This window comes from Thioalkalivibrio sp. ALE25, assembly GCF_000377285.1.
Lineage (GTDB): Bacteria > Pseudomonadota > Gammaproteobacteria > Ectothiorhodospirales > Ectothiorhodospiraceae > Thioalkalivibrio.
Genome location: NZ_KB897927.1, coordinates 112,773 through 136,407, shown reverse-complemented (window position 1 = coordinate 136,407; position 23,635 = coordinate 112,773). Strand labels below are relative to the sequence as shown.

The window sequence follows — 23,635 nt, the reverse complement described above, 5'->3', positions numbered from 1 at the left end:
CCATAACGGGAGTCCCGTCATGATACACAGGGTGGAAAACCCTCCGGTCCATACCCCGCGACACCCCTTGCCGCGCAGGCCCGCTTGTCCGATGGTGAACACATGAACGCCCCCCGTCCCGATTCGTCCCGGCGCCGCCGGCGCCTCGCGGCCTTCCTGATCCTGGTGGGCCTGCCCCTGCTCGCGCTGGCGATCTGGGTCGGCTGGGCCGAACACAACCCGGAGCAGGAGCGCGAACTGCGCGTGGAGGTGCAGGACCGCCTGAGCGAGTGGTTTCCGGAGGCCATGGAGCTTCCCGACGAGCTGCTCGGATTCATTCCCCGATCCGAGCGCTTCGCCGAGGACCACCCGCCGGACGTCTTGCTCCTGCACGGGCTGGACGAGCCTGGCGATATCTGGGATACGCTCGCGCCGGCGCTGGACGAAGCCGGCCTCAACGGCTGGGAGTTCCGCTACCCCAACGACCAGGCCATCGACCACAGCACGGACCTCCTGGCGGAACACTGGGGGCAACTCGAGGGCGATGCCCCGCTGATCCTGATCGGTCACAGCATGGGTGGCCTGGTGATCCGCGATTTCGTGACGCGCTACCGGCACCCCGAGGGCAAGCCGCCCCGGGTCGGGGGGCGGCCAGTGGCCGGTGTCATCCTCGTCGCCACCCCCAACCACGGCTCCGAATGGGCACGGCTGCGGGTCTGGCTGGAGGTACGCGAGTGGCTGGCCGACCTCCAGGAGCAGCGCTTCTCGCTGTTCGCCGGACTGCGCGACGGCACCGGCGCCGCCAAGATCGACCTGCGTCCCGACAGCCCCTTCCTGGCCGAACTGAATGCCCGCCCCTGGCCCGAGGCGATCCCGGTCCGCATCATCGGTGGCAAGCTCCCCGAACCCACCCCCGCCATGCGCGAGAGCCTCGCCGCGCTGGACGAGCAGATCGATCTGGAGGCGGTGGCCGGACGCATCAGCGAATGGTGGGAGCAGACCGACGAGGAACTGGGCGACGGCGTCGTACCGCTGGAGTCACTGAGCCTGGAGGGACACCCGGAGCCCCTGATTCTTGAGGCCTCGCACCGGGGGCTGCTGGTCCCCGGCCCGCTGACGGACGAGCCCCCCGCCATCGACCCGATCCTCGACATCCTCGACCGGTGGCGCGCCCGCCCCGCCTCCGACTGACCGAAGCCACGGCAACCGCGAGCGGTCCCGGCCGGCCCGTTCAGGCCTGGCGCAACAACGGAACGACGGACCGACGGAACCAACCGGGGCTTTGCCAGCATCGCGACCGACGTACGCCCGAAAAGCCCCGCTCGCCGCCACCCTGAACGACCCGCCTATGGCCGCTGCAGATCCATGTGAATCTCGATGGTGCGCAGCAGTTGCTGGCGTTCGATCCAGCCGATCGCGCGCCCGGAGGCCTCCATCACCGGGACCTGGTTGAGGTTGCGCTCGCTCATCATGCGCAGGATCGCCTCGGCCTGCGTGTCTGGCGCCACCCGGCTCAGCGACTCCACCGGGGTCATGATCTCGTCGACCCGGCGCACGGCCCACTGCTCGCGCGGCAGCTTGCGGCTGTCGCTGAGGCTCACCAGGCCCTGCACCCGCTCCGGCGTACCCACCAGAAAGGCCCGGCGCCCGCCCGGCAGCACATCGTGGTGAATCCAGTCGTCGATGGTGGTCTCCGGGCGCACGCAGGGCGGATCCGGGCTGGCCAGGTCCCGCGCGCGCACATCGGCCAGGCGTTCCCGCATATCGAACATTCGGCCCTGGCCCTCGGCCATGGTCAGCAGGAACCAGGCGATCAGCATCATCCACAGCCCACCGATCAGGTTGCCGATCACCACCAGGTTCCAGAAGGCGAAGCCAAACAGCAGGAACGCCACTACGCGCCCGCCCCACACGGCCGCCTCGATGGCGCGGCGCGCATCACCCGTGAGCTTCCAGATCACCGCGCGGAACACCCGCCCGCCATCCAGCGGAAACCCGGGGATCAGGTTGAAGATCGCCACGACCAGGTTGATCAGCGCGAGCCAGCCAAGGGCCACCGGGATCGGCTCGTACCCGTCCGCGGTGGCCCGCGCGAGCGCGGCGAAAGCGAGCGCCAGTGCCACGCTCACCGCGGGCCCGGCAATGGCGATCCAGAACTCGTCCTCGGCCCGCTCCGGATCCCGCTCCATCTGCGCCACGCCGCCGAAGATGAACAGCGTGATGGACTCCACCGGTACCCCGCGCCGCAGCGCGACGATGCTGTGCCCCAGTTCATGGGCCAGGATGGATGCAAAGAACAGCAGGGCCGTCACCAGCGCGGTGGCGGCCGCCATGGCCAGACTCCAGTCCGGGTATTGATGGTGAAAGCCCGTGCTCATGCTGGCCACCAGCAGGACCAGAATGAATACCCAGCTGATGTGGAGCTGGATACGAATCCCGCGGATATGGCCAAGGATCAGGACGGTCTTGAACATGCAGCAACTCCTTGCGGCGCCAGGCTCTCCGATACCATCAGCGGTACCGACGTGGTCCGTATTATGGCGCGGCGCACTTGGCTGTCGGCGGGCACGGGGCTTGCGGAACATCCACCGCCGTGAGTGCTCTCAATGCCATGGATATCCCCCTGCTTATCATCGGCGCCCTGCTCGTCGCCAGCCTGACCGCGTTCTTCTCCGGCGTGCTGCCCTACCCCATCGGCTGGATCATCCTGGGCATCGCCTTCATCGCGCGGCTGCTCTATCTGGCCGGGCGCTGAGCGAACAGGCGTCACGCAGACGCGGACCTGTTGTATCGTCGCGACCATGCGCAAGCCCGGAACTGCACCCGTATGACCGCCAACCGACTCATGGGCCTCTACACCGGCCGCGTGGCCCCGGATTACGCCCGAGGCCGCGCCAGCGCCATCGACAAGCAGCCGGTGGCCGGCCCGCTCGCGGTGGGGCCCCTGGGCCTGGACGGTGACGAGCAGGCGGACCCGGACAACCACGGCGGACCGGAACGCGCCCTGCTCCATTACAGCCTGGACCGGTACGACGGTTGGCAGGCGCAGTACCCGGCTCACGCCGCCCGCTTCGTCGCCTCCGGCTTTGGCGAGAACCTCGCCAGCCACGGCATGGACGAGCGCAACGTCCACATCGGCGATATCTACCGCATCGGTACCGCCCGGGTGCAGGTCAGCCAGCCCCGTACGCCGTGCTGGAAACTCGACGTACGCTTCGACATCCCGGGCCTGGCCCGCGAGGTCCAGGACACCGGCCGCTGTGGCTGGTTCTACCGCGTGCTGCAACCGGGCACCCTCGGCGTGGGCGACACCATCGAACGGCTTGAACGCCTGCCCGACACCCTCAGCATCGCGGGCGCCATGGCGGCGGTCTACCAGCACAAGCAGCGCACGCCCCTGGAGCAGCTCGCGGACTGCGAGGCCCTGGCCGCCAACTGGCGCGATAAGGCCCGAAGAAAGCTGCGCGGCCTTGGCAAACACTGATCAATCTGCACGCTCGCGTTGGCCCCCAGGTTTTCCGATGCAAGGCGCGGAATGCCGCGGGTAGTGGTTCTACCCGCCCGTTTCTAATTTATTCGAGGCGCAACGCAGGATCGGGGAACCCGGGGCACCAACCCCACAACTTAATCAACGAAGGGGCCCGGCCGCCCGTTGTTGATCAAAAATGCACGCGCGCACGGCGTTGCGGTTCCCTTGTGCAGAATGACTGCACGGCAGTCACCGCGCATTAAACGCACGCAAAAGCGACTCGAGCGCGAGCGTGTACGTGGATCGGTGTTTCCCTGGCAGGCCCCAGCGCCCACCGCCGACTTGCCGACAAGCCATCCCCCGGGTAGAACAGCGCAACCCTCACCGCTCACATGCCCCCTGTGCACTGCGCTCGACGCATCGCCGACTTGCGCGACTGGCCGAATCGCGTGGCCAATCCGGAGAGCTCGTGCCGGTGCGCACGCGAACCACTCCACAACGCGCCGCCTACGTCTGTGAACTGGCGGTCAACTCCTGACGCACAGGCTTTAACGCGATTTCCGGCCACGCTATCCATGGGTTGCACACAGCCGGGGCGCACCCCCGCAGGGCGCCACCCCGGCGGTGCTTTGTTCAAATCGCAGGAGCAAAACTATGTGGAACGTTCGCAAGACAGCCATTGCCATCGCACTGAGTTCGCTGTTCACCGTCGGCGCCGTGGGCGCCGCCCAGGCCCAAGACCTTGGCGGGTCGGCAGAAGGAGCGGCCGAAACCGGAGCCGAGGCCAGTGGCGGAATGGCCGGCGGCTCCGAACGGGGGTCCGAGGCCTCCGGTGGCGCGGCCGGCGGTGCGACCGGTGACGGTCGGGCCCCGGGTGCCGAAGGCGGTATGGGCGCAGGTGCCGGCGCGGACACCCGGATGGGTGATGACGGCGCCGAAGCCGAAACCGATGCCGAAGCCGAAGGTGGCATCGACCTGGGGAATGACACCGAGGAGGAAGAAGACTGAAACCAGGTCCGTCGACAGGCCGGCCCCTTCGGCCGGCCTGTACTGCCTGCTCCCCGGGGAGCGATGCCCGGGGTCATCGAACCAGCGGGGGTATCCCCTTTACCCCCTGAGCCTTCCTGCCCATGGCACGCGCCATGGGCTTTCCCGAGCCGACGCAAGTCCTGGTGGCCCGGAGCCGAACACCTTCCTCCGCCCCCTCGCATCCCCTCCGAACGATTTCCACCGGTTCTCCAAGCGGTGTGACCGATGACGGATATCCCTTTGTCTGTGCAGGTTCGCGTGCCTGTTCTATAGCGATCCGACCGCACCGATGTGTATGCGCGCTCGGCGACGGGGTAGCATGATCCCATTCGCGTCGCGCGGGAGAAGCGATCGTGCTGTTCTGGCTTACGCTGGTGCCCTTCCTGCTGCTGTTCGCATGGCTGGTGCCGTTGCGCCGCCCGGCCTTCGAGGCCGCGCCGCTCGCCTATCTCGCCACACTCGTGCTGGCCGTCCTGGTCTGGGAGGTATCGGGCCCCGTGCTGGTGGCCAGTCTGCTGGACGCCGCGGTCGTGTTCGTGGAGGTCCTGCTGATCATCGTACTGGCGCTGCTGGTGCTGAACGTGATGATCGGTACGGGGCACATGAGCGCGATCCAGTCGGTGATCGCCAGCGTCTCGCGCGACCACCGGGTACTGGCCATGCTCCTCGGCTGGGGGCTGGTCAGCTTCGTCGAGGGCATCGCCGGTTTTGGCACCCCCGCGGTGCTGGCCGCCCCGCTACTGGTCTACTTCGGGATGCGGCCGCTAAAGGCCGTCGCCATCGCCCTGATCGGCAACAGCACCGCCGTCCCTTTCGGTGCGGCCGGCACCCCCGTGATCATCGGCTTCGCCGGCCTCGGCCTGGATGCGGAAACCACCCGCTCCGCGGTGCTGCAGACGGCCGTGATCCACACCGCTCTGGCGCCGTTTGTCACGCTGTTCATGGTCTGGGTCGCCACCCTGGGCGAGGAACGCGGGCGCTTCCGCGCATTCGTGCCGTTCGCCGTTCTGTCGGCCCTGGCCTTCGGCATCCCGTACCTGCTGGTTGCCTGGCTGGTGGGGCCTGAGCTGCCGTCCATCATCGGGGGCGTGGCGGCCATGGCGATCATTGCCCTGGCGGCCCACCGCGGCTTCCTGCTGCCCGGCCACGAGCGACGGGAGGAAGTCGAGCAGGCCCCGGTCGGACGCGTCCTGCTGGCCTTCGTCCCCTTCGCGGTAATGGCCGTTGCCCTGATCGCGTCGCGGACCATCATGCCCCTGCGCGAGGCCCTGCAGTCCGTGCGCTGGTCGCCCGGGGCGTTTCGGGAGATCGAACTCGGCCAGAGCCTGACCCCGCTGTACACCCCGTATTTCTACTTTGGTCTTGCCCTGCTCACCGCCTTGGTGCTGTTCCGCGTGAGCCGCCCCACGCTGGCCCAGGCCGTCGCCGCCACCTGGACCAAGCTGCGCGTCGCCGCGATCGTGCTGGCCTTTATCATCGCCCTCACCCAGCTCCTGCTGACCTCCGGCCACAACGCGGCCGGCCTGCCGTCGATGCCACAGGTCCTGGGCCAGGGACTGGCGGAGATCCTGGGCGGCACATTCGTGATGTTCAGCGCCTTTATCGGCGCCCTGGGCTCGTTCATGACCGGCAGCGCCACCGTCTCCAACCTGTTGTTCGCGCAACTCCAGGCCGATACCGCCGACGCCCTGGGCATGGCGATTCCGACCGTGCTGGCGCTGCAACTGATCGGTGCCGGGGTGGGCAACATGATCTCGCTGCACAACATCGCCATGGCGGCCGGGGCCGCCGGGCTGCAGGCCCGCGAGGGTCAGGTGATCCGCGAGACCATCGTCCCGGTCATCGTGGTGTGCGTCGGCGCGGGCCTGCTCGCCCTCGCCTGGTAGCGCCCGTCCGGCGCCTGCGCCGTGGCCCCGTGGCTCGGGGCTGGCGTCGCCGGCCACACTCCTGTACACCGGGGGGCGGAACCCCACACCCCGGAGATCGCATGTTCGCCAAGCCGCTTCTTCTCGCCGCCCTGCCACTCGCCGCCGTAATGGCATCCCCTGCCTGGGCAGCCGAGGACACGATCCAGCAGATCCTGGAGGCCAAGGCGGCCGCCTGGGAGGCCGGGGACGGCGAGGCCTGGGCGCGCGACTATGCGGAGGATTCTGGAGTGGTCAATCTGGTCGGCACGCGCTTCGAGAACCGCGCCGGCAATGCCCGGCGGCATACGGAGCTTCTGCAGGGCCCCTTTGTCGGCACCTCCCTGGATGTGGACGTCCAGGACATCACCCTGCTGAGTGAAGACACCGCCTTCGCCGAGGCCCGGTTCCGGGTCTCCGGTATCGAATCCATGCCCGAGGGCCTGCCGGACCACGGCGACGGGGAACTGCACACCCACATGAGCTTCCTGCTCGAACACGACGAACACCACGGCTGGCAGATCCGGTTCGGCCAGAACACCGCGGTGCACCGGTAGACCGGGCCCCGGTCGCGAACGCCTCAACGGCTGGCGTGCTCACCGGGTACATCCCGGCCAGGGGGATCCCGGCGCTCTTCCAGCAACCGCTTCAGACATTTCAGATCGTCTTCCACCGCGCGGCGATCGGCCCGGAACTGCTCGTCCGTCGTCCCCGGCTGGCGGAACAGGCTGAACACGAACTCGCTGCCCGCTCCGTTCGGCAGCACGCGCATGGGGTTGTGGATCACCGCGCCGGTGGGCAGCTCGACCTCATGATCCAGCACCCCGAACGGGTTGGCCGGGGCAAACCGCAGCGTGACCGTGCCCACGGGGCCGTCGACGACCCACGCATCCCCCGCCTGCCGCACGCTTGAACGCGCCAGCCCCGCCGCCCATAGCGGCAGGTTTCTCAGGTCGCACGCGAAGGCGTACACGTCCTCGGGCGCTCGCGCGATCGAGGTCGTCAGATGGACCACCTCGGCCAGGTGCGGCCCGCGGACGTCCACGTCACCGACCTTCGTACGCGCGAACGAGCGCCGCGATGTCGAACTTCTTCATCGGCAGGAATGCCTGCGTGACCCGGGCCAGCGCCTCGGGGTCACCGGGCTGCATCATCTCGTCCATCACCGCGGGGACGATCTGCCAGAACAGGCCGAACTTGTCCTTCAGCCAGCCGCATTCCACCGCCTGCCCGCCATCGGCCGTCAGCCTGTCCCAGTAGTCGTCGATCTCCTGCTGGGTATCGCACTTGACCACGAACGAGATCGACTCGTTGAACGGGAACAGCGGACCCGCACTAATCGCCTGGAACTCCTGCCCCAATACGAAGAAGGTGACCACCTCCACCGCGCCGGAGGGGGTCCCCTCCAGGGTGACCGAGCGCTCGACCCACGAGTTTGCGAACACCGACGCGTAGAACTCGGCCGCCTCCCGAGCCTGATGATCAAACCACAGATGCGGAACGAGCTTGTGCCGAATGGTTGCCATCACGTACCTCCCGCAAGGCCCGGGCCAACGACTCTGACCTCACCCCCAAGTATTGGCTCCCTGTTCGAAGCCTTCCCGAAAGGGGCTCCCGACACAGAAGCGATGGCCATTCTGTCGGCATCGAAGTCTTCGGGCATCGGGTAGCCCAGCGCCCTCGCCCAGAAACGGGCCTCGGCAGCCAGATCCTGCGTCCGGCAGTCGATCACGAGGTTGCCCAGTCGGCTTCTGTGCACGGCACCCTCGCATCGGCGCGGTACGACACGCGGCCGCCCGCCCCGAGGTTCACGCTTGCGCAGCGCAGCGGGAGGACACGCAGGCGCGCGTGTCCTCCCACCCGGTCAGCCTGGCTTGCAGGCCAGGCCGTACTCGAAGGTGTGGATCTTCACCCCCTCGGGGAAGGCCGCCTTCAGCCGCCGCTCGAACTCGGCGTAGATCTCGGCCTTGTGCTGCTGGACGTCCCAGTCGCGGCTGTCACAGTCGACGCCCTCGACGTCGAGTTCCATGTTGAACTCCAGATCCGGGGCCATTTGTACGCGGATTCTCGGCATGTCGATTCTCCTTCCGGTTCGGGGCCCTACAGAACGGGCACGAGCAGCAGCGCCATGATGTTCAGCACCTTGATGAGCGGGTTGATCGCGGGCCCCGAGGTGTCCTTGTAGGGGTCGCCGACCGTGTCGCCGGTCACTGCGGCATGGTGCGCTTCCGACCCCTTGCCCCCGTGATGCCCATCCTCGATGTACTTCTTCGCGTTGTCCCAGGCGCCGCCGCCCGCGGTCTGCGAGATCGCCACGAACAGCCCGGTCACGATCGTCCCGATCAGCAGCCCCCCGAGGGCCTCGGTACCCAGGAACACGCCGACCAGAACGGGGACCAGCACCGGCAGCAGCGAGGGCACGATCATTTCGCGGATGGCCGCGCTGGTGAGCATATCCACGGCTCGAGTGTAGTCCGGCTTCGTGGTGCCCTCCATGATCCCGCTGATCTCGCGGAACTGGCGCCGCACCTCGTTCACGATGCCGGAGGCCGCGCGACCGACCGACTCCATGGTCATCGACGCAAACAGGTACGGGATCAGGCCGCCGATAAACAGGCCCACGATCACGTTCGGATTGCTCAGCTCGAAGTTGTGCCCACCCCCGGTGTGATGCACCAGCTCGTGGGTGTAGTCGGCAAACAGCACCAGTGCCGCCAGGCCCGCCGAACCGATGGCGTAGCCCTTGGTCACGGCCTTCGTGGTGTTGCCCACCGAATCCAGCGCATCGGTGGTGTCCCGCACCTCGGAGGGCAGATCGGCCATCTCCGCGATGCCACCGGCGTTGTCCGTGATCGGACCGTAGGCGTCCATCGCCACGATGATCCCGGTCATCGACAGCATCGTGGTCGCGGCGATCGCGATGCCGTAGAGCCCGCCAAAGGCATAGGCCACCAGGATGGCGGCGCACACCGCCAGCACCGGCGCGGCGGTCGCCTTCATCGACAGCGCCAGCCCGGCGATGATGTTGGTCGCGTGACCGGTCGTGGAGGCCTCGGCCAGATGGCGAACCGGCCGGAAGACCGTGGAGGTGTAGTAGTCCGTCGCCACCATAATGACGCCGGTCAGGACCAGCCCCACCAGTGCCGCCCCGTACAGGCGCAGCGCGGCCCCGCTCTCGATCCCCATGTTGTTGGCCAGCGCGGTATCCGGAACCAGCACCAGGGTAATGGGCAGGAATGCCACGGCAGCCAGCCCCCCCGAGACGATTAGTCCCTTGTAGAGCCCCCGGATAATCTCGGAACCCTCGCGCGCCTTGACCACGAAGGTACCGATGATCGAGGCCAGGATCGCGCCGCCACCCAGCACCAGCGGATACACCGCGGCCATCAGCCCCAGCTCGGGAATCAGCAGCGTGCCCAGGATCATCGTCGCGATGATGGTCACTGCATAGGTCTCGAACAGGTCCGCGGCCATCCCGGCGCAGTCGCCCACGTTGTCGCCCACGTTGTCGGCGATCACCGCCGGGTTCCGCGGGTCATCCTCCGGAATACCGGCCTCGACCTTGCCCACCAGGTCCGCCCCGACATCCGCGCCCTTGGTGAAGATGCCACCGCCCACACGGGCAAAGATGGAGATCAGCGAACCGCCCAGGGCCAGCCCGACCAGGGGCGAAAGTCCCACATCGCCCCCCTCCGGTGTCAGCCACCAGAGCACGGCGAAATAGCCCGCCACCCCCAGCAGCCCGAGCCCGACCACCAGCAGGCCGGTCACCGCGCCCCCGCGGAAGGCCACATCCATCGCCGCCTCCAGGCTCGACTTCGCAGCCGCCGCCGTGCGCACATTGGCGCGCACCGCCACATGCATGCCAATGAACCCGGCGGCCCCGGAAAGCACGGCACCGATCAGAAACCCGACCGCGGAGCCGATGCCGATCACCAGCCACAGCCCTACGAACAGCACCACCCCGACCACTGCAATGGTCGTGTACTGCCGCTTCATGTAGGCCGAGGCGCCTTCCTGGATCGCGCGGGCGATCCGCCGCATCTCGTCGGTACCCTCCGATCGCGAAAGTACCCAGCGGATGGACAACAGACCGTAGACCAGCGCGACAACGCCGCACAGCAGCGCAAACACGAGGCCGGAAAGTGGCATGGACATGAGCTCCCCCTTCGATACGTCGTGACACAAACTCCTCCGGCGCAGCGGGCACCCGCGACGTTCAAGAAGAACGCGCCAGGCGCGACGCCACCGCCCGGGTCAGGCCCGGACATCCGGTTTGTGCAGCCCGGTCGTGCCTGCGCGCGACCGGTCGTCGAGGCGCGCGGCGGCCGCTGGCGCGGGCGTACAGCCTCGACAAACGTATCGGGGGATGGTGGGTCGGCCGGGAGATCACTCAGTGACCGGACCGCAAAAACCCCTTGCAATGCTAGGGAACTTACGTGGTGCGATCCCGGCCGTCAAGCCATGCAGCCATCAGGGTTTTCGGAACCTGCGCCGACATTACCGTTCACAAAGAGCGTTGCTCGCGCACGACCGGGCCCGATTCGTCCCGCGGCCACACCGCGTATCCGATTCGCCGCATACAGGGACGCGGGCACGCAAGCGTGGAAGTCGCGTAAAATCCGCCACTTTCCAACTGACGCAAGCCCCTACTCGCAGGCCTTCCCATGACCAGTGCCCAACCAGCCACCCCGAACTGCTACTTCTGCCGGGTATCCGCCGGCCTGGCCGACCCGCTGATCTACGAGAACCGCTCGTTCGTCGCCCTGTTCGACACCAATCCGGTCAACCCCGGGCACGCACTCGTCATTCCCCGGCGCCACGTGGTCTCCCTGTTCGACCTCGACGACACCGAACAGGCGGACTACTTCGACGCGCTTCACGGCGTGCGCCGGGTCATCGAAGCCACGGACCTGGAAAAGCTGTACCGCAACATGCGCGTCCGCGAAGACCTGCGCGAGCGCCCCAAGGACCACATCGACAACGTCCTGGACCTGCCCTTCCTGGGCAATCCGCCCGATGCCTATACCGTCGGCAACAACGACGGCCGCATGGCCGGGCGCAGCATCGACCACCTGCACGTGATCCTGCTGCCGCGCTACGCGGGCGACGTCGAAGACCCTCGCGGCGGCATCCGCAACGTCATCCCGGATCGCGCGAACTACCACCGCCATGCCCACCCGGGCGTACGCACCGACACGGCCTGAACAACGCCAATGCCATGCGCGTGGCACGCCTCCACCAACCCCTCGGCGCAGTCGCCTGGCTCGCACTGACCGCGGCATCGTTGGGTCTGCCGACGGCCAGTGCCAGCGGGGACGAGGACCTCGGTGCACGCATTGCCCAGGAAGGCAACGACCGCGGGGCGACCGCCTGCATCCAGTGCCATGGCGAACAGGGTCAGGGCCAGTCGCAGCCGCCGTTCCCGCGCCTGGCGGGGCTGCCGGAGCAATACCTGGTGGAGCAGCTGGAGGCCTACCGGGACGGCCTGCGCCCGAACGCCACCATGGCGCGGATCGCCCAGCACCTGAACGACGAAGAGATCGAAGCGATCAGCCGGCACTACGCGGAGATGGAACCGGCGGGCGGCCCGCATGACGTGCCGGGCGATCTGGCGGAACGAGGGCGCGAGATTGCCCTTGCAGGATTGCCGGAACGCAACGTCCAGTCCTGCGCCTCCTGCCATGGGGACGAAGGACGCGAACGGAACCCCAGCCTGCCGCCGCTGGCCGGCCACCCGCCCCGCTATCTGATGGCACAGCTCCAGGCCTATGCCCACGGTGCGCGCGAGACGTCCCTTGCCGGCCTGATGCAGGGCATCGTGAGCGAACTGGAAGAGGAAGAAATGGCGGCACTCGCGGCCTACTACGCCTCCCTGCCGGCCCGCGGCGAGTAACCAGAGCTCGAGGCAACCTGTCCATTCGGCCTGGCACTACCCCGCTTCCACCGCCCCCGAGGCCGGATCAAACACCCATGGTTCGTCGCCGAGGCGGAACCGAAGAGTTCCCTCCACCCAGCCCAGCGCCTCGTAGCGTTGCGCCTCCGGATCCAGCTCCCCGTGGTGCTCAACACGCACTGGGATCGCATTCGCTTCCACCGAGTCGCCCAGCGATTCGCGATCCACGACCGTCAGGGTACGGTTCCCTGCAGGTCCTTCCTGCGCGAACACCACATGGCGCCCATCGTCGCTCCAGGGCCCGATCGTGACGCGGCCCCCGTACTGAAACGCCGCCGGGCTCGCCGCGCCGCTGTCCGCCCGCACCAGCCAGCCGGCGCTGTGGGCCGCACCGCTGGTGACCACCGCTACCCAGGCATCATCCGGGGATGCCCTGGCCTCCCGGAATCGCGTTGTCGCACCGAAGGCGTTCTGCGCGTCCACCTGGATATCGCCGGGCAGGTCTTCAATGCCAAGGAGCGTGGCACCCTCCGCCGTCCGAACAGACGCCTCACGGATGTCGAGCGGCGCCTGCACGGACGCCTCGCCGTACCCGGACGGATGCTCTTCCTCCCCCGACGGCGTGCAACCACTGATCACGAGCAACGTGACTACCACACCGGCGGCGACCCGGGGCGCGACGCGTCGAACCGAGCGGCCGCGTCCAGGCCAGAACGCGCCCGCGCCCGACCGCTCCGCCAGCGCATCCTCGCGTTCTCGACTGTTCGCGAGACCCCGCATCCCCCTCCAACGACACACACCTGCATCCGCAGAACTCATAGTGCGTGTCCTCTTTATGGTGTTGACTCGGTGCTCGTCTTCAGAGGTCTCCGAACACTTCCGACGCGGGCACCGGCTGGCCCAGGTGGTACCCCTGTCCAAGGGCAACCCGGTAGTCCTGCAAAATGGGAATAATCGCCTCCTGATCAACGAATTCAGCGATCGCCTCCTTGCCAAGGCCAACCGCAAGATCTGCGATCGCCCGGACAATGACCCGACTTTCATGGTCATCCACGAGTCTACGAGTAAAGCTTCCGTCGATCTTGATGTAGTCCACTGGCAGCTGGCCCAGGTAGTGGAAACTGCTGAACCCCACCCCAAAGTCATCCAGTGCCGCGCGGCATCCAAGCGCGCGTATGCCGGTCAGCACACCCCGTGCCGTGGAAAAGTCGCTGACGGCTGCGGTCTCGGTCACTTCCAGGATGAGTTGCCGTGGGTTGGCACCACTGGCGCGCAACTCCTCGGCCAGGTAATCCGTAAGGTAGTCGTCATGCAATGACTGCCCGGAGAGGTTCACGGCCAGACTGATGTCTTCGTCCTGAATCCTGCCCAACAACTGCAGCGCCGCGCGCAGCACCCAACGATCCAGCTGCACGATCTGACCACTGCGCTCGGCAAAGGGGATAAAACGTCCCGGCATCAGTAACTCGCCTTCACCACCGTGCATGCGCAGCAGCACCTCATAGTGACGCACGCTGCGGTCACTCAGGCGCACAATGGGCTGAACCATCAGCTCAAAGGTGTTGGTCTTCAACGCCTTGTGCAGCTGGTCCACCCAGTAGACCCGCTGCTCCAGTTCATCCCTGACGTCTTCCACCGCGTGCAGCAAGTGCCAGCGTTGAGGCCCTCCCTCTTTCGCCTGATACATCGCCACATCGGCGCTTGCCATCAGGTCAGCGGGCGTAGCGCCGTGCTCCGGGAAGCGGGCAATACCTATGCTGGCCGACACCCGATGGTGCTGCTCACCGATGGCGAGGTCCACATCCTCCAGCAGCTTCACCACGTACTGCGCTACGTACATGGCCTGATCGTCGCTCGCGCCCTCCAGCAACAGGGCGAACTCGTCACCGCCCAGGCGCGCGATTACGCCGCGGTATCCCAGATACTCGTACAGGGTATGGCCCACTCGGCGCAGCAACTCGTCCCCGGCGTGGTAGCCCCGTAGCTCGTTCACATCCCGGAACTGATCCAGGTCCATCAACAGGACGGCGCCATGGGCACCCTTGGCCAGGGCCTGATCCAGCGCCTCATGGAAGTAGCGGCGATTGTAGAGTTCGGTGAGCGGATCGCGCTGGGCCAGCCAGGTCAGTCGAGCCTCGGCGGCCTTGCGTTCGCTGATGTCCAGCCCCACGGAGATCCGGCCCGGCTCATCCCCGGGAAGCGGCGCGTGGTACCAAACGACCACCCGTTCCTCACCACCGGGCGTGCGCAACGAACGTTCTTCCTCCCCCTGCTGGATATCTCCATCCAGGACGGCAGATCCGATGGGCAGGACCTCGTCAAACGTCCGGCCGATCAAGTCCTCCTCGGAATGCTCCAGCACGGTCGTCGTGTATTCATTGACCAGAGTGATCCGCCCGTCCGAATCCTGGCTGATGATAAACACCCGTGCCGTGTCCAGAAGGCTACCGATGAAATCGCGCTCGCGCGCCAGTGCCTGGATCTGCGCCGCCAGCTGCTGATCCCGGTTCTGCACCGTGCCCTCCAGGGTCTCCAGCTGATCGGCCAGATCCAGGGTCGTGGTCTCCAGTTCATCAATCTCGTCCTGAAACCGCCGGCGCGGTTCCGGAATCACCTCCCGGGTTCGCGCGAAGCCACCGCTGGCCAGCCCCGGCAGCACCTCAGCCAGTCGATACAGGCGCCGCATCGGTGGCCAGACGATCAGCAACACGATGACCTCCGCGATCACCCAACCGGTCATCCCGGCGAGGAACAGGTTACGGGTGTGCTCCCGGATGGCAGCGACCTGAGAGGAGATATCCGAGAGGGACAGCAAGTACCCCTCAACATCGGTATCCGTGCCGCCATGGCCCGCAAGCGGGAGCGCCTGGATCTCCAGAACCCGCGATCCATCCTTGAACGTCACTGGATCCCGAGACAGCGAGGACCACGCCACCTCCTCGGCCATGGCGCGCAGGGTCGGCAACGTCTGTTCTATCCGGGTGATCGCCAGGAGATGGCCACCCCATTCCGGCACCTGACGGAGCATATCCCCCGTTTCGGGCTGCCCTGCGCTGCGCAATAACAGGGCAACCTCACTGCCGGACACGTTACGGACCTGTTGGGTGAGATCGGCCAGAGACCGGGAAACCAGCACAGTCCCCGCCATTTCCCCATCCACCAGCACCGGTACCAGACTGTGGATAAGACAGTCGGCTGCACAGCGCAGATCGCTGTGAGGCCGCTCTGTGTCGCGGACCCGATCCAGCCAATCTTCGACGAGCCCGGGCGTCAGGCTGTCGTCGTCACCTCGGCTGGAGAGCAGACGCCCCGATTCGAGATAGACCCGGACCTGCGCCACTCCGGCGTCCAGTTCCAACGTGGGCCATTGGGTCGCCAACACCTGATCGGCCAGTATCTTGTCTCGCTGCTCGAGCGCACGGGACAAGCCCGGCGCCGCCGCCACCACGGCTGCCAATTGCTGCAGGCTGTCCTCGGCACGTTCCAGCGCCAGCCGCATCTCGCGTTGCTCACGGGCGTGACTGTCCTCGCGCTCCTGCTGGAACTGGCTTTCCAGGATGTCATGGCCCAGCGTGGTAATCAGCGCTACCAGACCGACCAGCACCAGACTGGTCAGCACAATAAGCCGCCCCGTGAGTCCCACCCGGATGCGCGAATGCGATGTGTGTGGCTTCGTCATCCCCAGGTGCCCGTTCTATTGCGTTCCGGCCGGTTTCAAAAACGCAGGGAGAGCTGCAACATCAGCATGTTCCAGCGCTTCCGGGTCTCGGATGGGTCGGGATTGTCACCGGATGGCAACCAGCCCGTACCTTCGATGTGGTGATACTCCGCCCCCAGCATGACCTGCGGGTGCGGATGCCAGCGCAAGCCAACGGTCCAGTCTTCGGCGTAGCGCGCATGTGCCGGCAGGCCAGTAGCGGCTGCAAAGCCACGTCCGGAACGGTCACTGCGATCGACCACCAGGCTGTCGTAACGAATCAACCATTCCCAGTCATCACTGAAGCGACGCGAGTACTGCAGATACCAACTCTCCCCGGTGATATCGAAATCGGCCCCGAGGTCGCTTAGTCCCTCCATGCTGGAATGACGCAGCGCATATTCACCGGTCAGGCTCCACAGGGGCTGGTTGTACTGGAGGGAAAGAATCCAGGGCTCGAATGCAAACTGCCCGTCGGGCCCACCATCGCGCTCAAAGCGTGCCTTGACCTGAGCAGCACTCAACCCAGCGACCACACGGCCACCATCGTGCTCGTAGAGCAGCTGCGCGATCGTCGAGTTACGCGGCTCGATAGAACCCGGGACGTTATCCAGTCGCAGCGCCCCCTGTAGATCGTCATCGGCCTGAGGCCGTCCGAAACCGACCTCGCCGCGCAGGAGCCCGGCATCGCCTATCCGCTCCTCGAAATAGGCCTTGCCACCGTCCGAGGCCAGCGCCAACGAACGGGCACGATCAAAATAGATGGATTGAGGCAGAAGGATGCCCGGCCGGGTAAAGGGCATATCGCGGGTTTGATTGTAGAGGCCGAAAGGATTTTTCACTCGCCCTAGCTGCACACCCACCGTTCGCTCGGGCCCGGATAGCGCCTGGTAGTCGAGCAAACCATGATCCAGTTTCGGCCGACCACCATCCCCGATCTCCCCGGCACGCCGGCTGAGCACTTGCGCCGAGAGCAGCAAGTCTTCGCGGGGCCTTAGGGAGGCGTTGGCCCCAAGCTCCGTGAAGTCGAAGCTGCCGCCGCCGTCGCTGCTGGATCCGAAAAAGTTGTTGTAGTCTGTCGTCACCCAGCCCTGGCTGAGAAACCCGTGCAGCTGCAAGGTCCCCAGCGCACCCTCGTCGGCCATCGCCGGGCCAGCCGCCGATGACGCAATCAGTAGCAGGGTCCCGCCCAGGGCAGGCCGCACCTTATTCCATCTCGATGACTTGGATACGCTCATCCAGGTACTCCTTTGTGAGGTAGCCAACCGCGCCGGGCGTGGTGCCCACACGCTCATGCATCTCCGACAGAGATCCCACTCGACGGGGTGCCTGGCCGGTGCCGGAAAATACCGCTCGGTCCCACGCGAGGCGTAATTGATGGGGGAATACCCCGAGCTCTTCCTTCGCAAAGCGCACATGCACGGGGTCGTTGTCCCCCAGCACGAACACGCGCGCGATCTCGCCGTCCGGCCAGCTGCGCTGGCGCATGCCAAACAAGGCCCGGGTGGTGTCGCGGGTCAGGGTCTGGGTCGCCACGCTCGGATGGGCGACCACAAATACCGCTTCATCATCCGCCTTGGACAGACCTGCGATGCCGAAAGCGACACCCACCCAAAGCGCGATGAAAAGCCGAAGCGCGCCACGTCGATCAGGGACGCACGCACCAGCAGATCCCGCAGAGGGAAGATTACGGTTAGCAGGACAGATGATGGGCGCTCCCTTTCCTGTCAGGCATCCGGAGGAACCGGACCCATGGCGTGAATCAGCCGCATCTCGCCGATCCTGACTTTCCCGGATACGAAACATCGGTCTCCTTCGCGGGCTTGTCAGGACTGCAACACTCAAGCTCCGGATTGTACTGGGCTGCTCACCGAAATCTACTCGCCTGCGCGCCCGGATCCACCTTCGTACTTCATCTTGCCTTCAGTGTCTGCGGGGCGCACACGGGACACTCGGTGTTCCGTTAATGGCAGACTGCATGGAAGCCAAGTCCGATTCGGGTCCGTTGCAATGATCTTCGACATAACACGGTGAAAATGAAGCGCCCTCCTCCCCTGCTGTCCACCGGTTTCGAGCCTCAAGGTGCAAGTGCCTGCCAATGGCTTGGCCTGGCCCTCCTGGTCTCCCTGGTCTTGTGGATTCTCGTTCCCCCGGCGGCCTTGGCCTCCACATCCACCGAACAGACGATCGAGATCGGCGAGCTCGGCAGCATGACGCTGCGCGAACCGGCGACCTTCTGGGTCACCGACCGCGCGTACGAGCCATCTGAACTGCCGCTCGATCAGTTCCGCCCTCTGACCAGTGATCAAATCAACCGCGGCATCACAAAAGAGGCCCACTGGGTCCGGGTCCGGCTGTCCAATGCAGACGCGGAACAGCCGCAACACTGGGTTCTGCACCACGAGACCAGCTACCTGGATGAAATGGCCGTCTATTTCTCCGATAACGGCGCCCCACTGGAAAAAGTGCTGCTCAGTGACCGGCAGCCCTTCGCGGAGCGCCTGCTCAACTACCGGACACTCGCGTTTCCCCATACCACCCCGGCGGATGGTTACACCGACCTGTTTCTCCGGCTGCAGTACACGAAGCCCGACGCCATGTCGCTGAACGTCTTCCTGAGCCGTGCGGATCACTTCCACAGCCAGTCACGGGGCGAGTACCTCATCTACGGTGGTTACTACGGCCTGTTGGCGGCTCTGATCATCATCGCCGGGACCTTCTCGCTGATCATGCGCCAGGGTGTTTACCTGTGGTACGCCGCATTCCTGCTGGCCAGCATTCTGATGTGGGCGCTGCTGAACGGTTTTGCCTTCCAGTACCTCTGGCCCAATTCCGTGTTCTGGCACAACGAGGGCTTTCACATCGTATTCCTGGCGGTCGCCATCACCGCCCTGCAGTTCTCGCGCCTGTTTCTCCAGACTCGATACTGCTGTCCCCGCATCGACAAGGTCATCCTTGCGGCCCAGGGCATCATGGTTGCCGGAATCTTCTTGCGGTTCGCAGGCTTCTACACGCCAGTCCTGTACCTCTCCTTCGCCTCCCTGGCTCTACTCGCATTGCTACCCATCCTGGGCGCGATCGCCTACCGGAACGGCATGCGTTATGCCCGCTGGTACACAGTGGCCTGGAGCCTCTACGGTCTGGGCCTGCTGATCAGTGTGTTCAGCGCCGGCACTTCATTGTTTGCATGGGGCATGGCACCACTGGCGTACGCCCAGGCCTTTAGCGCGCTAGAAGCCGTGTTCCTGCTGGTCGCTCTGGGAGAAAGGTTGATCGACTGGGACCGGGACCGCCTGCAGGCGCTGAAGATCGCCAACCAGGACCCGCTCACCGGGCTGGGCAACCGCCGCGCACTCAACGCGGCATTTGATCGCGTAAAGGCAATCCCCCGATCCAGCGAACTGTCGGTGTTCCTGATCATGATCGACCTGGACAACTTCAAGGCAATCAATGACCACTATGGCCATGATGCCGGCGACCGCATCCTCACCCGACTCGGCAATCTCCTGCTGCAGTTATCCCGGCCTCAGGACATCTGCATCCGCTACGGTGGCGAGGAATTTGCCATCCTGCTTGAGGCGCCCGGGCCGGAACAGGTTCGCCTGATGGCCGAGCGGATCCGCAAAGAATTTTCCGACACGCCCACGGATTACGAGGGCCACCGCATTGAGCACACTCTGACCGCCGGCATCGGCATGGCCCCATCAGCCGGTCGCCGGTTTGACCCGGACGCCCTCATCCGCCAAGCCGATGCCGCGTTGTATCAAGCCAAAAACGCCGGGCGGAACCGGGTCGTCTTCCAAATGAGTGAACCAGAATCCCCAGAAGGTCAGGACTAGTGCTTCGCATCGCTGCCGTGTTGCTGGGCCTTGTGATCCTTGCCAGCTACATCGGAGTGCAACACTGGGAGGCCATGCGGGTGCTCCAGGACATCGAGGCCGGTGACGGACCGAGCGCGCTGAAGGACCGCACCCCCGAACCCGCGCGCGAAACGCTTACGGTCACGACGAGCGAAGGGGCCATCGAAGCCGACCTCTACCATCCCCGGCAGGATGTCGGCGCCCGTATTGTCCTTGTGCCGGGCTTTACGCCAGAGGGCAAGGACGACCCCCGCCTGGTACAACTCGCCAATACACTGGCCCGGGCACGCTTCCTGGTGCTGGTCCCCGATCTGGAGGGCACGAAAGCCCTGAGGATCCGCACCCAGGATGCCGCCGCCATCGCGGATGCCGCTGCCCTGTTGTCCCGTCTGGAGGCAGAGCGCACGCCGGATGACCAAGACGTCGGGGTCGCGGCAATCTCTTACGCCGTGGGCCTGGCCGCGCTCGCGACGCTAACGCCACAGGGAGAAGCCAGCATCGACTTCCTGGTCGGGATCGGCGGCTACTACGACACGAAGAACGTCATCACCTTCGCCACGACCGGGGCCTTCCAGGAGCTCGGGTCAGACCGCTGGATAACCAGGACTCCCGATCCACTGGCGAAGTGGCTATTCCTGCGCGGCAATCTGCACATCGTTAATGACCCCGCAGACCGCGAGATCCTCGACGAAATTGCCTGGCGGCGCATGCACGATCCCGAGGCCCCGACCGACGAGCTGGCCGCCGGTCTCGGCGAAGAGGGGCGAAGCCTATTGGCGTTAATCCGGAACGATGACCAGGAACGCGTGCCAGGGCTCCTCGAAGACCTACCTGCAAGCGCACAGGAGGCCATCGACATGCTATCCCTGAGCCATCGGGACCTCTCGCACCTTTCCAGCGGGGCGCTCCTGATCCACGGCCGCGACGACAACATGATTCCCCACACCGAAAGCGAGCGCCTCGCCCATGCAGTCGGCGAGACCGACCTGCATCTGATCGATGGCTTCTCCCACATCGATGCGCGAGGCGTGGGCCTGGTGGGCCAGTGGCAGCTCATCCGTGCCGTAACCAACCTGTTGGCTCGGCGGGACAACTGACCTGCGACAGGGGCACCTTCTCGCCCGGTCACCGCCTACTGGACTGCCTTCGTCCCGCGGCAGCCGGGATACTGCGTGCACCCCCAGAACTCCTGTCCCATACTGGAACCCCGACGGGCCTTGCGCTTTACCATGGCGCTGCCGCATTTCGGGCAGTCCGGAATGGCCGGCGCCGCGTGTCGCTCACGCAAACCCTCCACGTGTGCTCTGCGGGTCTGGCGCGAACGCTCGAGGTCGCAATTCTTCAGCGTTGCGAGCATGGCGTGGACCTCGTCTTCGCTCCACACCTCATCCCGGAATGAGCGGATGTAGCTCACCAGCCCCAGCCCATGGACCACGTTGTCCGGCATCCGTGTCTTGAAGGTGCTGCCACCGACGAAAACCACTACCGAGTGAATCTGCTCCGGGTCCACCCCCAGCACCTCGGCTACCGCGCGCTCATGGCGATAGTTCTGGCGCAACGGGTTCTGGAAACGGAACGACCGGCGGTAGATCTTCTGTGTCCACTGGGCCTGGCGCTCACTCCCGAAAATCCAGCCCCGCATATTCTTCGTCTCGATGACGAACACCCCGAACCGCGACACCAGCACATGATCGACCTGTGTGGTCCCGTCCGAGGTCTTAAGCATAACGTCGTGAACCACGCGACCCGACTTTCCGCCCAGACCAACCGCCAGAACGAGGCGAACCCACAGCTCGCCAAGCCAGCCCTTCACCTTTGGAAACCGAGCGATTGCAACCAGCGCCGCCAGTACCCAGGCCCACCAGAACTGCAGAGCCGCGTTCACAAATACTGCGCCCAGATCGATATCCATCTCGATTTCCTTCTCCGCTACCGGGATCCCGCATCGCCGACTGCGCGGGATCAACGAAATCGCGGCTGTCCTCTCTTCGCTCTTCCCGTCGAGACCGTTGTCCTCGAGTCAGTAGGGGACGGGGCCCCACTCCCGGCGCAACCGCGTCAGTGTCGGATCGAATTGGCAGCCAATCCGCCGGTCCACCTGCTCGAAATGGCGTGTCAGCTCCGGCATGGCCTGACGCAGCTTTTCCACTTCGTCCGGAGGAATCTCCGGATCCCCCTCCTCCAGGCAGATTCGCGCCAGATCATAGCCCCAGGCCTGACCGAGGTAGTTCACCTTGTGGTGATCACAAACGTCTTCCGTACCCCGCGCTACCTGCATCAACTGCCGCGTGAACTCATCGTACTGCCGATGCTTGATGGCGCATTGCTCGCCTCCGCCGGGCGCGCCCGCGACACCCTCGGCCACCGACTCCGGCGCGACCCCCGTCAGCGTCGGGTCATACTCGTCGTCCAGAACCGCGGCCAGCAATGCGTCCGCCGTCTCGCCGGTCTCCCGCCATTGCTCGGCAGCCGCGGCCAGCTGGCTGCGTTCCTCGTGCAGCTCACTGTACTGCTCCACCGAGGCCTGGACTTCTTCATCGAGACGCCAGTAGGCCTCCAGGGATGGTCGCGCGTCCCGGTTCAGCTCCGATTCGCACCGATCCTCCATGCGCGCCGGATCGTTCTCCCATGCCCGACGCCCATACTGCTCAAAGCAATACGGGATCGCCGCCCGGGCAATCGAGTCGTCCATATCCGGGGCCCCGAGGGCCGGGCGTACCTGCCACTGCCTTTCCAGTTCATCCCGGAGATCGTCTTGCTGCGTCACCAGCGCTTCGTACTGCGCGCGCCGGCGATCCAGCTCCTTATCCTGCTGCTCCAGGGCTACCCGCACCCGCTCGGCGTCACCTTCCAGCCTCGCATCGTTCCGAGCGACGGCGGGTTCCTCATCGCCGTCCTCCGGAACGGTGTCCGCAACCCGCTGTTCCCCGCCCTCCGGAACTGACCCTGACTCCAACTCCGGCGCCTCAACCTCCGCCTGTCGTCGCACCGGCACCAGTCGAGCGGCCTCCGGATACGCCTCCAACAGCTCTTCGTAGCGCGCCTCGGGGGCGTCCGACTCTTCAATGCGCGCCACCATGCGCTCGAACACCGCCTCCCGCAGCGGCGTCGCGGGATAGGCTTCGAGGAATTCCCGATACGCCTCCAGCGTGTCGCGCTCCCGATACGGTGCAAAATCTTCCTCATCGCCACGGGGTTCCAGCTCCAGATGGATCGCGATGGGCTCGCCCCCCATAGCCGACGTGGGCTGTTGATGAAGCTCCGAGTCGTGATACCCCTCCTTGCGCGCCAGGAAGTACATCCCGGACCAACCCTCGGACCGCGAGGTCGTCAACCGAAAAGGGGTCGTCGTATAGTGATAAAGGCGATCCGGACGATCCCCTCGATAGATCTCGGCTCCCGGCGGATCCGACGTCAGCACATACTGGGTAGGCCCATGCTGGACACCAGCACATCCCGCCACGACCCAGGTCAGCCATAGCCCGACCGCCGCCAACCCTACCCGCCTCAGCCCCTTGATCATCCTGCCGCTCCCTGACCTTCGCCCGTGCCAAACGAGCCTAGGCCAGTCCGTGCGAAGTTGCCATCGCGGCCATCGGCCAGAAAGCCGGGCTCGAGAACGCGGCGCCGCGCCCCGGTCAGGCCAGTAGACGCGCGCCCGATCTTGGGTATGCTGCAGGCATGCCCCGGCTATCGCTCGCGATCGGCAGCGGCCGGGATTCCGGCACCCGCGCGGGCGTCGGGGCGCGCCCCGAACCACTCGGCGCCGCATCCCGATGTCGCGCGCGTTAACCAGGAGCC

21 protein-coding genes and 1 pseudogene are annotated in these 23,635 nt (G+C 65.8%); 10 read left to right on the top strand and 12 right to left on the bottom strand.

The annotated features are described in order from the left end of the window. Positions 1-102 precede the first annotated feature (102 nt). Entirely contained in the window at positions 103-1,170 is a 1,068-nt protein-coding gene (locus tag C996_RS0103490; RefSeq protein ID WP_018866080.1) for a triacylglycerol lipase, read from the top strand. A 155-nt stretch (positions 1,171-1,325) separates the two neighbouring features. On the opposite strand, the gene C996_RS0103485 is transcribed toward C996_RS0103490, so the two are convergent. Beyond that, positions 1,326-2,453: a site-2 protease family protein gene (locus C996_RS0103485; RefSeq protein ID WP_018866079.1), complete on the bottom strand. Its 1,128-nt coding sequence runs from the start codon at positions 2,451-2,453 to the stop codon at positions 1,326-1,328. 119 nt (positions 2,454-2,572) lie between these two features. Between C996_RS0103485 and C996_RS14480 the strand changes: the two genes are divergently transcribed. The 5 genes from C996_RS14480 (at position 2,573) to C996_RS0103460 (ending at position 6,938) form a co-directional block, all read left to right on the top strand. Further along, a complete protein-coding gene (locus C996_RS14480) occupies positions 2,573-2,734 on the top strand; it encodes a hypothetical protein (RefSeq protein ID WP_155985231.1) in 162 nt (53 codons plus the stop codon). A 72-nt stretch (positions 2,735-2,806) separates the two neighbouring features. Further along, positions 2,807-3,463: an MOSC domain-containing protein gene (locus C996_RS0103475; protein WP_018866077.1), complete on the top strand. Its 657-nt coding sequence runs from the start codon at positions 2,807-2,809 to the stop codon at positions 3,461-3,463. Positions 3,464-4,102: 639 nt separating this feature from the next. Continuing rightward, positions 4,103-4,456 (top strand): hypothetical protein, encoded by a 354-nt coding sequence (locus tag C996_RS0103470; protein WP_018866076.1) that lies wholly within the window; start codon positions 4,103-4,105, stop codon positions 4,454-4,456. A 374-nt stretch (positions 4,457-4,830) separates the two neighbouring features. Continuing rightward, entirely contained in the window at positions 4,831-6,363 is a 1,533-nt protein-coding gene (locus tag C996_RS0103465; RefSeq protein ID WP_018866075.1) for an L-lactate permease, read from the top strand. A 101-nt stretch (positions 6,364-6,464) separates the two neighbouring features. Beyond that, a complete protein-coding gene (locus C996_RS0103460) occupies positions 6,465-6,938 on the top strand; it encodes an SgcJ/EcaC family oxidoreductase (RefSeq protein ID WP_018866074.1) in 474 nt (157 codons plus the stop codon). A 23-nt stretch (positions 6,939-6,961) separates the two neighbouring features. Here C996_RS0103460 and C996_RS0103455 read toward each other — a convergent pair whose 3' ends face one another. The 5 genes and pseudogenes from C996_RS0103455 to C996_RS0103440 all read right to left on the bottom strand — a co-directional run bounded on the left by C996_RS0103455 (position 6,962) and on the right by C996_RS0103440 (position 10,539). Beyond that, positions 6,962-7,426, bottom strand: coding sequence for an SRPBCC family protein (locus C996_RS0103455; protein ID WP_018866073.1), 465 nt, complete (start codon positions 7,424-7,426; stop codon positions 6,962-6,964). A 1-nt stretch (position 7,427) separates the two neighbouring features. After that, positions 7,428-7,907: a VOC family protein gene (locus C996_RS0103450; RefSeq protein WP_018866072.1), complete on the bottom strand. Its 480-nt coding sequence runs from the start codon at positions 7,905-7,907 to the stop codon at positions 7,428-7,430. Between the two features lie 39 nt (positions 7,908-7,946). Continuing rightward, positions 7,947-8,140 (bottom strand): annotated as a pseudogene (locus C996_RS14840) (hypothetical protein). 105 nt (positions 8,141-8,245) lie between these two features. Continuing rightward, on the bottom strand, positions 8,246-8,434 hold the full coding sequence (locus tag C996_RS0103445; RefSeq protein ID WP_018866071.1) for a hypothetical protein: 189 nt from the start codon (positions 8,432-8,434) through the stop codon (positions 8,246-8,248). A gap of 47 nt (positions 8,435-8,481) precedes the next feature. Continuing rightward, entirely contained in the window at positions 8,482-10,539 is a 2,058-nt protein-coding gene (locus C996_RS0103440) for a sodium-translocating pyrophosphatase (protein ID WP_018866070.1), read from the bottom strand. Between the two features lie 509 nt (positions 10,540-11,048). Between C996_RS0103440 and C996_RS0103435 the strand changes: the two genes are divergently transcribed. Then, positions 11,049-11,588 (top strand): HIT family protein, encoded by a 540-nt coding sequence (locus C996_RS0103435; protein WP_018866069.1) that lies wholly within the window; start codon positions 11,049-11,051, stop codon positions 11,586-11,588. A gap of 14 nt (positions 11,589-11,602) precedes the next feature. Beyond that, positions 11,603-12,277 (top strand): c-type cytochrome, encoded by a 675-nt coding sequence (locus C996_RS0103430; RefSeq protein ID WP_018866068.1) that lies wholly within the window; start codon positions 11,603-11,605, stop codon positions 12,275-12,277. A gap of 36 nt (positions 12,278-12,313) precedes the next feature. Here C996_RS0103430 and C996_RS0103425 read toward each other — a convergent pair whose 3' ends face one another. The 4 genes from C996_RS0103425 to C996_RS0103410 form a co-directional block, all read right to left on the bottom strand. After that, positions 12,314-13,057, bottom strand: a complete 744-nt coding sequence (locus C996_RS0103425; RefSeq protein WP_018866067.1) for a hypothetical protein — start codon at positions 13,055-13,057, stop codon at positions 12,314-12,316. 79 nt (positions 13,058-13,136) lie between these two features. Further along, on the bottom strand, positions 13,137-15,956 hold the full coding sequence (locus C996_RS0103420; RefSeq protein WP_018866066.1) for an EAL domain-containing protein: 2,820 nt from the start codon (positions 15,954-15,956) through the stop codon (positions 13,137-13,139). Positions 15,957-15,991: 35 nt separating this feature from the next. Next, on the bottom strand, positions 15,992-17,119 hold the full coding sequence (locus C996_RS0103415) for a hypothetical protein (RefSeq protein ID WP_018866065.1): 1,128 nt from the start codon (positions 17,117-17,119) through the stop codon (positions 15,992-15,994). Between the two features lie 61 nt (positions 17,120-17,180). Continuing rightward, the gene (locus C996_RS0103410) at positions 17,181-17,780 is read right to left on the bottom strand and encodes a hypothetical protein (RefSeq protein ID WP_231367127.1); all 600 of its coding nucleotides are present in this window, start codon (positions 17,778-17,780) and stop codon (positions 17,181-17,183) included. A gap of 353 nt (positions 17,781-18,133) precedes the next feature. On the opposite strand from C996_RS0103410, the gene C996_RS0103405 reads away from it, so the two are divergent. Together C996_RS0103405 and C996_RS0103400 are read left to right on the top strand one after the other, a co-directional pair. Beyond that, positions 18,134-19,813, top strand: coding sequence for a diguanylate cyclase (locus tag C996_RS0103405; RefSeq protein WP_018866063.1), 1,680 nt, complete (start codon positions 18,134-18,136; stop codon positions 19,811-19,813). Further along, positions 19,813-20,931: an alpha/beta hydrolase gene (locus C996_RS0103400; RefSeq protein WP_018866062.1), complete on the top strand. Its 1,119-nt coding sequence runs from the start codon at positions 19,813-19,815 to the stop codon at positions 20,929-20,931. Before C996_RS0103405 ends, C996_RS0103400 begins: the two co-directional genes overlap by 1 nt. Positions 20,932-20,966: 35 nt before the next feature. Here the strand turns inward: C996_RS0103400 and C996_RS0103395 are convergent, their stop codons facing one another. Continuing rightward, positions 20,967-21,746: a nuclease-related domain-containing protein gene (locus C996_RS0103395; RefSeq protein ID WP_018866061.1), complete on the bottom strand. Its 780-nt coding sequence runs from the start codon at positions 21,744-21,746 to the stop codon at positions 20,967-20,969. A 108-nt stretch (positions 21,747-21,854) separates the two neighbouring features. Further along, positions 21,855-23,357, bottom strand: coding sequence for a hypothetical protein (locus C996_RS14640; protein WP_026279186.1), 1,503 nt, complete (start codon positions 23,355-23,357; stop codon positions 21,855-21,857). Positions 23,358-23,635: the final 278 nt, after the last annotated feature.

What these genes read in the sequence shown, in the direction of transcription:
- C996_RS0103490 (WP_018866080.1), top strand. Translation starts at nt 103, where the DNA reads ATGAACGCCCCCCGTCCCGATTCGTCCCGGCGCCGCCGGCGCCTCGCG.
- C996_RS0103485 (WP_018866079.1), bottom strand. Translation starts at nt 2,453, where the DNA reads ATGTTCAAGACCGTCCTGATCCTTGGCCATATCCGCGGGATTCGTATC.
- C996_RS0103475 (WP_018866077.1), top strand. Translation starts at nt 2,807, where the DNA reads ATGACCGCCAACCGACTCATGGGCCTCTACACCGGCCGCGTGGCCCCG.
- C996_RS0103470 (WP_018866076.1), top strand. Translation starts at nt 4,103, where the DNA reads ATGTGGAACGTTCGCAAGACAGCCATTGCCATCGCACTGAGTTCGCTG.
- C996_RS0103460 (WP_018866074.1), top strand. Translation starts at nt 6,465, where the DNA reads ATGTTCGCCAAGCCGCTTCTTCTCGCCGCCCTGCCACTCGCCGCCGTA.
- C996_RS0103450 (WP_018866072.1), bottom strand. Translation starts at nt 7,907, where the DNA reads ATGGCAACCATTCGGCACAAGCTCGTTCCGCATCTGTGGTTTGATCAT.
- C996_RS0103445 (WP_018866071.1), bottom strand. Translation starts at nt 8,434, where the DNA reads ATGGCCCCGGATCTGGAGTTCAACATGGAACTCGACGTCGAGGGCGTC.
- C996_RS0103440 (WP_018866070.1), bottom strand. Translation starts at nt 10,539, where the DNA reads ATGTCCATGCCACTTTCCGGCCTCGTGTTTGCGCTGCTGTGCGGCGTT.
- C996_RS0103435 (WP_018866069.1), top strand. Translation starts at nt 11,049, where the DNA reads ATGACCAGTGCCCAACCAGCCACCCCGAACTGCTACTTCTGCCGGGTA.
- C996_RS0103430 (WP_018866068.1), top strand. Translation starts at nt 11,603, where the DNA reads ATGCGCGTGGCACGCCTCCACCAACCCCTCGGCGCAGTCGCCTGGCTC.
- C996_RS0103425 (WP_018866067.1), bottom strand. Translation starts at nt 13,057, where the DNA reads ATGCGGGGTCTCGCGAACAGTCGAGAACGCGAGGATGCGCTGGCGGAG.
- C996_RS0103420 (WP_018866066.1), bottom strand. Translation starts at nt 15,956, where the DNA reads ATGACGAAGCCACACACATCGCATTCGCGCATCCGGGTGGGACTCACG.
- C996_RS0103415 (WP_018866065.1), bottom strand. Translation starts at nt 17,119, where the DNA reads ATGGCCGACGAGGGTGCGCTGGGGACCTTGCAGCTGCACGGGTTTCTC.
- C996_RS0103410 (WP_231367127.1), bottom strand. Translation starts at nt 17,780, where the DNA reads ATGTTTCGTATCCGGGAAAGTCAGGATCGGCGAGATGCGGCTGATTCA.
- C996_RS0103395 (WP_018866061.1), bottom strand. Translation starts at nt 21,746, where the DNA reads ATGGATATCGATCTGGGCGCAGTATTTGTGAACGCGGCTCTGCAGTTC.
- C996_RS14640 (WP_026279186.1), bottom strand. Translation starts at nt 23,357, where the DNA reads ATGATCAAGGGGCTGAGGCGGGTAGGGTTGGCGGCGGTCGGGCTATGG.